Origin of the sequence: Corynebacterium pseudogenitalium (assembly GCF_024453815.1) — a bacterium.
Classification (GTDB): Bacteria; Actinomycetota; Actinomycetes; order Mycobacteriales; family Mycobacteriaceae; genus Corynebacterium; species Corynebacterium pseudogenitalium.
Genome location: NZ_CP072934.1, coordinates 2,057,598 through 2,070,655, shown reverse-complemented (window position 1 = coordinate 2,070,655; position 13,058 = coordinate 2,057,598). Strand labels below are relative to the sequence as shown.

General features: G+C 62.7%; 9 protein-coding genes. 8 read left to right on the top strand and 1 reads right to left on the bottom strand.

Annotated elements, in window-relative coordinates; all coding sequences use genetic code 11:
• Positions 1 to 6: 6 nt before the first annotated feature.
• The 5 genes from KBP54_RS09810 (at position 7) to KBP54_RS09790 (ending at position 4,656) form a co-directional block, all read left to right on the top strand.
• Positions 7 to 1,218, top strand: a complete 1,212-nt coding sequence (locus tag KBP54_RS09810; protein WP_256005600.1) for a glycoside hydrolase family 76 protein — start codon at positions 7 to 9, stop codon at positions 1,216 to 1,218.
• A 45-nt stretch (positions 1,219 to 1,263) separates the two neighbouring features.
• Complete coding sequence (gene fbaA, locus KBP54_RS09805; RefSeq protein ID WP_256006653.1) at positions 1,264 to 2,304, top strand: class II fructose-bisphosphate aldolase; 1,041 nt, start codon at positions 1,264 to 1,266, stop codon at positions 2,302 to 2,304.
• 506 nt (positions 2,305 to 2,810) lie between these two features.
• The gene (relB, locus tag KBP54_RS09800; RefSeq protein ID WP_070361826.1) at positions 2,811 to 3,047 is read left to right on the top strand and encodes a type II toxin-antitoxin system RelB family antitoxin; all 237 of its coding nucleotides are present in this window, start codon (positions 2,811 to 2,813) and stop codon (positions 3,045 to 3,047) included.
• Positions 3,031 to 3,294: a type II toxin-antitoxin system RelE family toxin gene (locus tag KBP54_RS09795; protein WP_070975596.1), complete on the top strand. Its 264-nt coding sequence runs from the start codon at positions 3,031 to 3,033 to the stop codon at positions 3,292 to 3,294. The genes relB and KBP54_RS09795 overlap by 17 nt, the downstream gene beginning before the upstream one ends.
• A 189-nt stretch (positions 3,295 to 3,483) precedes the next feature.
• The gene (locus KBP54_RS09790; RefSeq protein WP_256000825.1) at positions 3,484 to 4,656 is read left to right on the top strand and encodes an FUSC family protein; all 1,173 of its coding nucleotides are present in this window, start codon (positions 3,484 to 3,486) and stop codon (positions 4,654 to 4,656) included.
• Here KBP54_RS09790 and KBP54_RS09785 read toward each other — a convergent pair.
• On the bottom strand, positions 4,653 to 5,537 hold the full coding sequence (locus KBP54_RS09785) for a hypothetical protein (RefSeq protein ID WP_256005598.1): 885 nt from the start codon (positions 5,535 to 5,537) through the stop codon (positions 4,653 to 4,655). The genes KBP54_RS09790 and KBP54_RS09785 overlap by 4 nt on opposite strands.
• 50 nt (positions 5,538 to 5,587) lie before the next feature.
• Here KBP54_RS09785 and KBP54_RS09780 point away from each other — a divergent pair, with 50 nt between their 5' ends.
• From KBP54_RS09780 to KBP54_RS09770, 3 genes are all read left to right on the top strand, one after another.
• Positions 5,588 to 6,877 (top strand): adenylosuccinate synthase, encoded by a 1,290-nt coding sequence (locus tag KBP54_RS09780; RefSeq protein ID WP_070361829.1) that lies wholly within the window; start codon positions 5,588 to 5,590, stop codon positions 6,875 to 6,877.
• Between the two features lie 257 nt (positions 6,878 to 7,134).
• Entirely contained in the window at positions 7,135 to 8,298 is a 1,164-nt protein-coding gene (locus KBP54_RS09775; protein WP_255366115.1) for an ATP-grasp domain-containing protein, read from the top strand.
• An 85-nt stretch (positions 8,299 to 8,383) separates the two neighbouring features.
• The gene (locus KBP54_RS09770; RefSeq protein WP_256005596.1) at positions 8,384 to 12,514 is read left to right on the top strand and encodes a YPDG domain-containing protein; all 4,131 of its coding nucleotides are present in this window, start codon (positions 8,384 to 8,386) and stop codon (positions 12,512 to 12,514) included.
• Positions 12,515 to 13,058 lie beyond the last annotated feature (544 nt).

The following is a 13,058-nucleotide window of genomic DNA, read 5'->3' as shown; positions in this document are numbered from 1 at the left end:
AAGGTTGTGGAAGAATCCGCCGCGGAAACATGGTCGCACCGCGCTGACCTGGCTCAATCGGCCGTGCAGGAGCGGCACGCCTCCCGCCTGTGGGGGCTGCCGAAGACGAACCTCGCGGTGGTCACGTGGCCGCCGGGCTCGAAGGATCGCCTCTACTGGCACTGGCACTACTGGTGGCAGGCCCACTATTTGGACTGCCAAATCGACGCCGCTATTCGACGCCCCACCAAAACCCACAAGCGCCGCCTCAAAGACACCCTGCGTGGCATCCAGCGCCGCAACCTGGGCAAGCTGACGAAGAACAAGTACTACGACGACAAGGCCTGGCTGGCCCTGGCGTGGAACCGCGCCGTCGACGAGGGTTTGGCGCGCCGCACGAAGGCCCTCGACGCCCTGGAGTTCGACCTGCTCGCAGGCATCGACCCGGTGATGGGTGTGCTGCCGTGGCGCACGGAGGAAACCTTCTACAACGTGCCCTCGAACGGCCCGGCCGCCCTCTTGTTCGCGCGCACCGGCCGCCTGGACAAGGCCCGCGAGCTGCTTGACTGGACGTTCGACAACCTGGTCACCGAATCAGGCCTGGTGCAGGACGGGATCCGGATGCGGATGCATGGCCCGGAGGTCGTCGACAAGCTGTATACGTACAACCAGGGCACGGTGCTCGGCGCGAGCCTAGAGATCGCGCTGGCGTTGCGCGCCGACGTCGGACTTCGCGACGACGAGCCAATCGACTCCTTCGCGTACTCAAAACGCGCCGACGATTCCGTGTTTTACATCACACATATCCGGGCAATCGTAGAAGCGATTGTCCTGCATATGGCTACCCCCCAGGGGGTAATTCTGAACAAGCCCTACGAATCCGGCGACGGCGACGGCGGCCTGTTCAAGGGAATTCTCGCGCGCTACCTCGCAGATGTTGCGGTGCGCCTGCCGGAAGACTCCCGCCAGAACATCGCGACCAAAAAGATAGCATCAAGGCTGATTATGGCCTCGGCGGAGTCCCTTTGGTCCCATCGTTTGGAGGTCGACGGACTGCCGATCTTCTCCGCGCGATGGACCGAAGACGCCCGCCTTCCCCACAATTACGGGCTCGGCCCATCCTCCCTGAGCGAAGCCGTCGGGTTGGTCCGAATTGATGAGAGGGACCTTTCGGTACAGCTTTCTGGGTGGATGCTGCTGGAGGCTGCTGCGCGGGTGGCGGCTGCAAATAGTCAGTAAAGCAGGCATACTGGTTGGCGTACCTAAGAAGCTCTAGTGGAGGTTATCTTCATGCCAATTGCAACCCCTGAGGTCTACAACCAGATGCTCGACACTGCAAAGAAGGGCGGGTTCGCATACCCGGCCATCAACTGCACGTCGTCTGAGACCATCAACGCCGCAATTCGTGGTTTCGCAGAAGCCGAGTCTGACGGCATCATCCAGTTCTCGACCGGCGGCGCAGAGTTCGGCTCTGGCCTGTCCGTGAAGAACAAGGTTGCGGGTGCCCAGGCGCTTGCTGCGTTCGCACATGAGATCGCTAAGCACTACGACGTCAACATTGCGCTGCACACCGACCACTGCCAGCTCGAGGTTCTCGACGAGTACGTCCGCCCACTCATCGCGATCTCCCAGGAGCGCGTCGACCGCGGCGAGAACCCACTGTTCCAGTCCCACATGTGGGACGGCTCCGCCATCCCAATCGACCACAACCTTGAGGTCGCCCAGGAGCTCCTGGAGAAGGCACACAAGGCCAACATCATCCTCGAGGTCGAGATCGGCGTCGTCGGTGGCGAAGAAGACGGCGTCCAGGCTAAGGCCGGCGCGAACCTGTACACCAGCGAAGAGGACTTTGAGAAGACCATCGATGCCCTCGGCACCGGCGAGAACGGCCGCTACCTGCTGGCCGCAACCTTCGGCAACGTCCACGGCGTATACAAGCCAGGCAACGTGAAGCTGCGCCCAGAGGTCCTCGACATGGGCCAGAAGGTCGCCGAGAAGAAACTCGGCCTCGCAGCCGGCACCAACCCATTCGACTTCGTCTTCCACGGTGGCTCCGGCTCCGAGAAGGAGAAGATCGAGGAGGCCCTGCGTTACGGCGTCATCAAGATGAACGTTGACACCGACACCCAGTACGCCTTCACCCGCCCAGTGGTCTCCCACATGTTCGAGAACTACAACGGCGTCCTGAAGATCGACGGCGAAGTGGGCAACAAGAAGGTCTACGACCCACGCTCCTACATGAAGAAGGCTGAGCAGGGCATGGCCGACCGCGTCATCGAGGCCTGCCAGGACCTGCGCTCCGTTGGCACCTCCGTGTCCAAGTAGTCGTACTGCTTGCTTTTTCTGAAACCCCTCGGGCCCTCGCGGTCCTGGGGGTTTCTTCGTGTGTGGGGTGGTTTGGCCCCTTTGGGGCCCTTTGGGGGCCTGCTGTGCACCAGATTCCTATTCGTGGCCGGGCGACCTGGGGTTTTGTCGTGGCGGTTTTCTGGAATCCGGGAATTTGGTGTCTTGGCCTTTTGCCCGCGCACCAAATTCCCTCTCTTGGTCCCCGCGACCTGGGGTTTTACGAAGCCGCTTCTCCAAAAACCTGGAATCTGGTGTCGCTTCCTTTCGCGCAAGTGCCAAAGGACGCAATCCCTTCCGCCGAATCTGCCAAAAGCCCAGGTCGCGAAAAATGCGGTGCGTCTATTGGCATTGAAAGCGTCTGGAAGGTTCCAGCAGTTCACACTTCATGCGGTTAGGTGTCTTGAAATGTGACTATTTTGTATTTGCTGTCGAGGGACTGCTGGCTTGGGGTGACAGGCTTGGCAGGCTTGTGTATACATGTATACATGAGTGGATCAGTGATTAGTTTGCGAATGGACGAAGTCCAGAAGCGTCGGCTTGACGAGCTTGCTACAAAGACAGGTAGGCCAAAGGCGTTCTACATCCGTGAGGCAATTGAGGCCTATCTTGATGACGCTGAATACATCTACGAGCTTCAGGCTGAGGCGGAAGCTGTTCGTAGGGGCGAGCTGGAAACTGTTACCCTCGATGAGCTAAAGGCCGAGTGTGGCCTGGCAGATTGAGTTTTCGCCTAGGGCACGAAAGGCGGTGCGGCGGTTAGACAAGCAGGTACAGCGTCGGCTTTTTCAAGTCTTGGGTGATTTGTCGCGGTTGAATGATCCACGCGTCCGCGGTAAAGCCCTTGTAGGTGGAATGTCAGGGTTGTGGCGGTGGCGTATCGGGGACTATCGGGTAATTGCTGAGATTCAAGATGACATCGTGACGGTGTTGGTGGTTGATGTTGGGCACCGTGGAGAAATTTATAGGTAGTGGACCGCCCTCACCCGCGCCGCTCCCGTCGACCTCCTCCGGTCGACCAGCGCAGGTCACGGCGTTTTGAGGCTTTTCGACGCCAAAATCCCGATTTCGCGCTGACCTGCATTGGTCAACGCTAAGAGGTCGACCGGAACGAAAAGCGAACGAAAACGGCACGACCACCCGGGGCGCTATGGTTATGGCATGGCGAAAGAGAGAATGGGTACGCGTGCCAGGTTGGCGTCGGTGGATCAGTCGATTCAGGCGCGGTTGATGCGTGTGCGCAAGCGCCTGTTGCCGATTCTGCAGATGGGTATCGCGGCGGGTATTGCGTATTGGATCGCGGGGGACATTATTGGCAACGCGAAGCCATTTTTTGCCCCGATTTCGGTGGTGATCATTATTGGCATGTCGGGTGGGGAGCGCATTACGAAGGCGATCGATTTGTCGATTGGTTGTGCGTTGGGCGTGCTGGTGGGGGATTCGCTGTTTTACAGGTTGGGGGATGGGGGTTGGCAGATTGCGGCGATTGTGTCGGGCAGTTTGTTGATTGCGTCGTTCTTTTCGAAGTCGCAGTTGGTGAATAACCAGGTGGCGATTGGTTCGATTCTGATCGCGACGATTATGCCGCCCGGTGCGGAGGTGACGGGTTTTGACCGTACGATTGACGCGGCGGTGGGTTGCATGGTGGCGTTGGCCACGATTGCTCTGATTCCGCAGGGGCCGATGGAGCCGGTGCGCGCGGAGATTTCGAACTTGATGGGGTTGATGAGTTCAGTGCTTGACGACGTCGCCTCCGGCCTCACCGACCGCGATCCTCAAGTAATCGATGATGCGTTGGAGGCGATCCGCGGGTCGCAGACGGATATTGACGATATGGCGTCGGCGGTGAACGCGGGAAAGGAGACGACGAAGATTTCGCCGTTTCTGTGGGGCGCGCGCCGTTACATCAATTCCCTGAGCTTGGTGATCCCGCCGGTGGATAACGCGGTGCGCTCGTGCCGGGTGCTGGCGCGTCGCGCATTGGTGCTGTGCGAGGACGGTGACCACGTCTCGCCGCAGCAGATTGAGTTGATTGACGTGTTGGCGAAGGCGTGCTTGGACATTTCTGAGGTGTACGAGGTGAAGTCGCGGCGTGCGCAGGCCACCGTGATCCCGCAGATTGTGAACGAGTTGCGGGCGGTGGCGCAGGGCTCGTCGGTGGACCTCCTGGAGAAGGACGCGGTGTTGTCGGAGTACGCGATTCTGGCGCAGACGCGTTCGCTGACGGTGGACTTGCTGCAGGTGTGCGGTATGTCGCGGGAGTCGGCGTTGGCGGCGCTGGCCCCGACCTCTGACACGCCGGCGTACCCGCCGGAGTCCTTCGATTTGCGCTAACCGCGTACCGACTGGATGTCGCGCAGGTGGCGGTAGAACGTCACCCGCTGCAGCGGCCGCGGGTGGGCAACGCCGTCCACCACCAGCGTGATGTCCTCCCCGCCGGACTGTAGCGCCCGGCCAGTCAGAACGGTCGTCGGGTCCGTGAGGGCCGGGGCGACCGTTTTGCCTTTCACAAACATCCCACCCAGTGGCATGCCCGCCAGCCCCTCCAGGCGCTGCGGGTCCACGCGGCGCCCCTCCGGCACCATCAGCGGCGTGACCAGCCGTGACGCCGCCAGGCCCGGCGCATCCGGGGTGGGCACCAGGCGCGCCCCGAACTGCCCGAAGAACCGCGCGGAGGGTTCCTCGCCAGTGCGCATCACCAGCTGCTGCGAATCCACCACGATCTCGCCCACGTACTCGCTGCGCCCATCCCCGTGGGAGAGCGTCGCTGAACCGGCCACCACCACGCCCGTGTCCGTCCTAATACACGGCGACGGCACCACAGGCCCCTCTACGGCCAGGTCCACGGAGCCCGCACCCCACGCCACCGCCGCCGGCGACGCCGGATCAGCAGGCAGGTACGCGACCTCGATCCACATCACGTCCGCGCGCATCAGCCGCGTCAGCACCGCACTCAGCGCGGCATCACTGCCGGACACGATCACGCGCAGCCGCTCCTCCGGCTGCTGCGGCGCCAGCTGCGGGGCACCCAGGTGCTCCACCGACGGCGACTTCTGGATCTCCGCCAGGCTCGGCGTCGGGTCGTGGGGGAGGGCGGAGCTGGCGGCGTCGAGAAGAAAAGAAAGCTCACTTCTCGACGGCACCTCCGACAGTGTGACCTCCTCCGCACCCGGAACTGTGAGGGAGCTAGCACACGCACAATGAAGAAGACGCATGCCATTCACGCTACAATAAGCCCGGATTAGTGCCTATTAAAGGAGAGAGAATGTCCGCCATCATCATTGTCGGCGCCCAATGGGGCGACGAGGGGAAAGGCAAAGCCACCGATATCCTCGGCGGGAAAGTCGACTACGTAGTCAAACCCAACGGCGGTAACAACGCAGGCCACACGGTTGTCGTGGGCGGCGAAAAGTACGAACTGAAACTGCTGCCGGCAGGCGTGCTCAGCGAGAACGCCACCCCAATCCTGGGCAACGGCGTCGTTATCAACCTCGAAGCGCTCTTCGACGAAATCGACGGCCTCGAAGCCCGCGGCGCCAACGCCTCGCGCCTCCGCATCTCCGGCAACGCGCACCTCGTCGCGCCCTACCACCAGACACTCGACCGCGTCCAAGAACGCTTCCTGGGCAAGCGCGCCATCGGCACCACCGGCCGCGGCATCGGCCCCACCTACGCCGACAAAGTCGCCCGCGTCGGCCTGCGCGTCCAAGACATCCTCGACGAATCAATCCTCCGCCAGAAGATCGAATCGGCGCTGGACGTCAAGAACCAAATGCTGGTCAAGATGTACAACCGCCGCGCCATCGAAGCCGACGCAATGATGGACTACTTCATGTCCTACGCCGAACGCCTCAAGCCCATGATTATCGACGCCGAAAACGTCCTCAACACCGGACTCGCCGAAGGCAAGCACGTCCTCATGGAGGGCGGCCAGGCCACCATGCTCGACGTCGACCACGGCACCTACCCGTTCGTGACCTCCTCCAACCCGACCGCCGGCGGCGCCTGCGTCGGCTCCGGCATCGGCCCGACGAAGATCACGGCGACCCTGGGCATCGTCAAGGCGTACACCACGCGCGTCGGCGCGGGCCCGTTCCCAACCGAGCTGTTTGATAAGTGGGGCGAGTACCTGCAGGAAACCGGCGGCGAAGTCGGCGTGAACACCGGCCGCAAGCGCCGCTGCGGCTGGTACGACTCCGTCGTTGCCCGCTACGCCGCCCGCGTCAACGGCTTCACGGACTACTTCCTGACCAAACTCGACGTCCTCACCGGCATCGGCGAAATCCCGATCTGTGTCGCCTACGACGTCGACGGCGTCCGCCACGACGAAATGCCGCTGACCCAGTCCGACTTCCACCACGCCACCCCCATCTACGAAACGATGCCGGCCTGGGACGAGGACATCACCGGCTGCACCACCTTCGAGGAGCTCCCGCAGAAGGCCCAGGACTACGTCCTCCGTCTCGAGGAGCTCTCGGGCGCGCCGATCAGCTACATCGGCGTCGGCCCTGGCCGCGATCAGACCATCGTCCGCTTCGACGTGATGGACCGCTAGCTTTCTGCTTCCTCCGAAGTTCGGGACCTGGGAGACGCTCCCAGGTCCTCTTTTTTGCTCGGGGCGAGGGGTGGATATATGCCTCTCAACTTTGTTCGGAAAATCGTGAACAAAATTGCGCTTTTTGTGACCGCGCACACAAGCAAATTTGTTCACAATTTCCCGACTCCGCTCGAGAGCACACCTTCCCCCTTCAGGGCTCATGCAGGCCCCTTCAAGTTTGCTCACCACATACGCGGCTGAATATGCTGACCACTATGAACGCAGCAATGCCCGAAGAGCAGCAGTCAGAGCAGCAACAGCAGCTCGACAACGAGCCCATTACTCAGCTCGACCCCGCGCGGGATTTGAGGTGTGACCCTCGCCAGGTGCTGGTGCTGGGCGACAGCGTGGTTGAGGAGGAACTCGCGTGGTCCTTCAAGCAGCTCGGGTTCGACGTGACGCACCTGCGCACCACTGAAATAGAGGCGGAAGACATGCAGCAGCGGTATCCGTCGTTGACGGTGGCGGGAGCCGGGGTGGATCCGGACGTGCTCAGGGAGTTGGAGGAGCGCGCCGGGTCGATTGTGGCGCCGTCGGTGGAGGCGCAGGAGCTGTGCAGTTCGCGTGAGGGCGTGCGGGCGACGGCGACGGATTCCTTGGGCTTGCCGACGTTGCGTTGTGAGTTCGTCCGTTCTCCGGAGGAGCTGGAGGAGGCGGCGTTGCGGTTGGGTTTGCCGGTCGTCGTGAAGCCGGGGCGCTCGTCGGAGGGGCAGGGCCAGACGGTGCTGCGGAGCGAGCAGGACCTGAACGTTGAGGCGGCCAAGGCGTGGGAGGCGGCTGCGGAGGTGGACCCGGAGGGTCCGGTGGTCGTGGAGCGGTTTATTGAGTTTGATTTTGAGTTGACGATTTTGGCGGCTCGTTCGGTGGATCCGGCGACGGGTGAGTTGGCGACGTGGTTCTGTGAGCCGATCGGTACGCGGCATGTGGGGGGCCGTTTGGTGGAGGCGTGGCAGCCGGCGGTGTTGTCGGAGGCTGCGGCGGGGAACGCCCGGTCGATTGCGGCCAGGATTACGGGGGCGCTCGGCGGGCAGGGTGTGTACGCGGTGGAGATGTTCGTGGCCGGTGATGAGGTGTACTTCTCGGATGCGCGGCCGCGGCCGTCCTTGGATGGGTTGCTGACGCGTGCGACGCAGCGCCTGAACCAGTGTTCGTTGCACGCGAGGGCAGTGATTGGTCTGCCTATTGACGCCACCTTGGTCAGCCCGGGCGCAATGGTCCTGGTGGAGGATGTTGTCCCGAGCGTGGATGGCCTTGCGAAGGCGATGTCGGTCGCGGAGACTGGTGTGCGTTTTGTGGATGGTGCTGCGGTGGTGACGTCGACGGGTGAGTCGGCGCAGGAGGCGCGGGACCGGGCGACGCTGGCTGCGTCGCGCCTCTGAACCGGGCCCGTGTTGGATTTGGACTAGTTTACTGGTTTAATTGACAGATTACTGCAATCTTTTTTAGAGATGGAGTTGTCTGCGCATGAACACTTCCCGGTTGGGCATGGCGGTGGTTGCTGCGGTGGTGGCGTCGTCAATTGTGGTGCCGCAGGCGTCGGCGCAGATTGATGTGGAGGCCGCGAAGCCGTTTCTGAACGTGGTTGCGCCGGATTATGCGCAGGCGCTGCATTCGACGGAGGCGTTGTTTTCGCCGGGGAATCCGGATGATCCGGCGACGGTGAGTGGTTCGGTGAAGCTGCCGATGGAGGTGGCGCGTTCGGCGCGGACGGTGAGTGCGTCGGCGAAGGTGCTGACGAACCGCAAGGGGGAGCCGCTGGGGCGGCCGGTGATGGTTGATGATGGTTCGGGGAATTTGACGCCGGCGTTGCATCCGGGGACGTGGGCGCCGGTGCGCCGCGAGCCGATTCGTGTGTTCGCGCAGTGGTATGAGGGCGTGTATACGGAGCATTCGTCGCCGACGTTTTATACGGAGGTGGATGAGAACGGGAACTTTTCGCTGAAGCTGCAGCCGTATGTGGATGCGCGTGGGGTGGAGCGTGAGTTTTTGGCGGATGCGACGGTCGGCGTGGTTGGTTCGGGTGATCGCGGGCGTGATCAGTTGCGTGAGAAGCTGCGCGTCTGGGTGGAGCTGCCGGAGAGCGTGCGGGATGACTACCGCCTGATCCATCAGCCGGCGGGTATTGTGCCGCCGACGAATTGGTTGGGCAATGTGACGCCTTCGTATGAGACGAATGGTTGGTGGCGTGGCGGCAAGGTGAATGGCTTCTTCGTGGCGTACCAGGACCGGAGGAACTCGGCGCAGCATCTGAAGGACCGCTCGAAGTGGGTTGAGAATGACGGCTCGGGAACTCCGTTTGGTGTGTACACGGGGCAGATGTTTTGGAATACGGTGGATACGCCGTATAACCGGCGCTACCAGGAGTCGATGACGAACAATGCGGGGGATGCGCCGGCTGCTGGGATGATGGTGGTCGGCTCCTACTTGTCGGATGAGGCAGTGGCGAAGACGCTCGAGTATGGCAAGAAGCAGTTCGGCAAGAAGGTGCGTAGCCGATCGTGGACGCCGGAGGATGAGAAACAGCTGCAGCTGTGGATCAATGAGCAGATTGCGAAGGACCAGAGCTGGATCGCGGAAACCGCCGTGACCACGACGGACGAGAATGGTGACTTTAACCTGTACTGGCGGGGTACCTACGGTGACACTTACAGCTATCCCGGTCTGGTAGGAAGCTGGCATCACCGGGTTGCGGAGTCGTGGGATGAGGGCTCGTGGGCCAAGGGCAATATGTATTCCAAGCACATCAACTGGGAATGGACCTATATTTCGATCCTGACACCGGACGGCAAGGAGCTGCCGAACAACGTTGGTGCGATCCACCCGTGGGCACTGGGCTACTGGGGCGGCCCAGGTCCGAGTGGTGGCTACTTCGACTACTGGTCGGGTTCGGATGTGCCGTGGCTGAAGGCCTGGGCAGGCTCGGCGTACGCGGGGTCGACGCTGGTGAGCTCGCCGCGCTACGCCTTATCGACGGCCCCCTTGAAGTTCCACGTGGAGAAGCGGAACACGTTTAACAACTGGGCGCCTCCGGGGGAGACGGTTCGCACGTTTGGTTCGGGCGTGCCGCTTTCGAAAGGGTTGAGCTACAAGATCGTCTGGTATGACGACGAAGGTGAACGGGTTCACGAGTGCAAGGCAACGACGCCGGATGACCAGGCGCGCATTGAGTCGTGTGACTTCAAAGTGCCGGATGATGCTAAGCAGGGCGATACGTACATTGCCCGCCTGTTCTACGCGTCGGACGCTGGCAACGTGCAGGCGATGCTGGCGCAGGATTCGTTTGCGGTGACGCACATGTTCCTGGAGTACGGGGATCCGGTTGAGGCGGCCGTCGGTAGACCGGCGGAGGCGACGCCGAGCTTTGATAACCCGGATTCGGACCCGGTGGAGGCGAAGCCGGAGCGCGCGGAGTTCCAGCTGGGCTCGCTGCCGTTCGGGGTTGATGCATCCCAGGTGAGCGTGGATGATGAGGGCGTGGTCCGTTTCACGCCACGCATGGACCAGGTTGGCGAGCGCATTGAGATCCCGGTGGAGATGCTGGACCCGAGTAGCAAGATCCAGCGTTATGATGCGCAGGGTTCGCAGGGCCCGGGCTCGCGTCCGGTGTCGGCCGCGATTGCGACATTCGTGCCGCACGTTGCCCAGTATGCCTTGGAGTACAAGGAGCAGCAGGTGGAGCCGGGGCAGACGGCGAAGTTCCCGGCGCCGACGTTCGATGACCGCGCGACCAAGAAGCATGAGAAGCTCACGTTCGAGGGCACCCAGTTCGAGCTGGAGCGCCCGGTGGAAGGAGTGTCTATCGACGCCGACACCGGCGAGCTCACGGTCGATGTTTCGCATCGCCAGCTCACTGATGTTGAGGTCTCGGTCGTGGCGCACGTCCCGTACGAGGATCCGATCCGCGGCGTGGCTCAGGTTCGCCTCCGCATGCCACTGCCGGTACTGAGCACGGTTGAGCAGCAGTCAGTAGCAGCGGGTGCACACCAGGAGCGTCTGGTCCCGACGGTGGAGAACGCCGGCAACGCACAGGCCCGTCTGGAGCGCATCGGTGCCGAAGGGAAGTCTGTTGAGGGCGCCTCAGTAGACCTGGACCTGGATTCTGGTGCGATGCTGCTGACCGTCCCGGTGGAGACCAAACCTGGCGACGACTACGTGATTGTCGTTTCCGCGCTCTCTACCGGCGAAGAGATCGGCCGCATTCCGCTGCGTGTTACCGAGAACGTCGCGGACCTCTACACGCCGAAGTACCAGGGCGCGACGACGAAGGCCAACGGGGATCTCACACTGGACAACTTGGGCGATGCCCTGCCGAAGGATGCAGAGGTCTCCGTCGGTGGCCCGCTGGACTGGGGCGTTACCGTCGAAGGCGACGCGGTGAAGCTGCACGCGCCGAAGGACGCGACCCCGGGCACCGTGGTCTTCGATATCACGGTGCGCTACAAGGACGGCTCCTCCGACGTGATCCCGGTGCGCGTCCGCGTGGCCGCCCCGGTCACGACGACAGCGCCGACCTCCACCACACCGACCTCCGCCGCTCCTACGGCGACGGTGCCGACGTCCACCGCGACGCCTGAACCAGCACCGGTGCCGACGAAGGGGACGTCGACAAGCGAGGCGACCTCGCAGGCCCCGACCACCCCAGCGACCGCGCCGGGCACCACCCCAGTTCCGACCACCTCGGCGGCCCCAACCCCGCCGGCGGACGCCCGCGCGAACTACGCGGATCCGAACAGCGCGCTCGGCCGCGTGCCGGTTGACATGGGCGGACGCGCCATGACGCGCGACCCGTTCGCCGACTCGCTGGCGCTGGTGCGCAGCTACGAGATGCACGCCCCGGCCGGCGCGCACGGCTGGGAGTTCACCCTCGACGAGAACACCGGCCAGATCCACGCGGTTGCGCCGTCGCAGGAGTTCCTGGCCGCGCTCTTCGAGGAGGCCTACGGCAGCGCCCGCGACGGCGTGGTGCAGCTGCGCCCGCCTGTGTGGGCCCAGTTCGCGGTGGACTTCCAGCACGTGCTTCGCCCGGCGGTCAACGTCATCGTCGAGCACGAAGACGGCCGTGTTGAGCTGGCCACAGCTGCCTTCGAGCTTCTCGACGCCCACAAGCACCCACTGCTCGACCGCACAGCGGACGCCGACGGTGACGGCGTGTCCAACCTCGACGAGTTGGAACAGCGCACGAACCCGTTCGCCGTGCCCGCCCCGACCCCGACCACGGAGCCGGAGCAGCCAACCGAGACCACTACGCCTGCCACCCCAACCACCCCAACCACGATGGCCCCGTCCGAGGATCCGAAGCGTTGGGAAGTGGAGAAGTGCATCGCGGTGTCCGTCGCGGCTGGCGTGCCGCTGCTGTTGCTGCTGCCGCTGGGTATCGCGGCGCAGGAGATCCCTGGCGTGCAGCAGGCGCTTGCTCCGATGCGCAAGGCGATGGCCGACGCGTTCGGCCCTGGTGGCCAGTCCGGCGTGAAGAACCCGGAGATCGCGCTGGCTGGCGCGGGCCTCCTGGCGTTCGGCGTGGCGCTCAGTGCGCTGATCTACACGCAGTGCGGGCCAGAGGTGGATAAGGACGGGCTGAGCAGTAAGAAGCCTTGATGGGACTTCTGCGGTTGAACATGATTACGGGCACCGGGACTTCGAAAATAAACGGTGTCGAAACTATGTTCGAATCGTTGATGATCGATAGGGTACCGGCGCAATAGTATGTGGGTATGTCGCTGAATCCTCTTGAGTCCGATCCACCGGAGTTTGGCAGCCAGCCCCATTGCTACATCCCAACTGAGCATAGTGATGACGGCGGTAAACGTTGGGACGTCACCGAGGAATTCGCTGAATACATCGCGTGGCTTCGAAAAGATCGAAAAGCGCCGCGTCAATATGCGAAGGTCAGCAGGGGACTTTCTTGCCAAACTTAACTGGCTAAACAGGCCTGGGAGCTGCCTCGACGAATCGGATAACGTTGAGCTTTCGGACTCAGTCGTAAACGAGGATGGAGTACATCGAATTCCTGTAGGGAGGAAAGTTGAACCGGCGCAATTGCCTAGCGATGTAAGTCTGATCTGGATGGGGGAGTTATACAGCCAGCACGACCATCCGGCGTCGGCTCACCGGGTCTACTTCAGCGATGTCTCTGACCTGG

Coding starts and splice junctions, on each gene's coding strand:
- relB (WP_070361826.1), top strand. CDS start 2,811: ATGAGTGGATCAGTGATTAGTTTGCGAATGGACGAAGTCCAGAAGCGT.
- KBP54_RS09790 (WP_256000825.1), top strand. CDS start 3,484: ATGGCGAAAGAGAGAATGGGTACGCGTGCCAGGTTGGCGTCGGTGGAT.
- KBP54_RS09785 (WP_256005598.1), bottom strand. CDS start 5,537: ATGCGTCTTCTTCATTGTGCGTGTGCTAGCTCCCTCACAGTTCCGGGT.
- KBP54_RS09780 (WP_070361829.1), top strand. CDS start 5,588: ATGTCCGCCATCATCATTGTCGGCGCCCAATGGGGCGACGAGGGGAAA.
- KBP54_RS09775 (WP_255366115.1), top strand. CDS start 7,135: ATGAACGCAGCAATGCCCGAAGAGCAGCAGTCAGAGCAGCAACAGCAG.
- KBP54_RS09770 (WP_256005596.1), top strand. CDS start 8,384: ATGAACACTTCCCGGTTGGGCATGGCGGTGGTTGCTGCGGTGGTGGCG.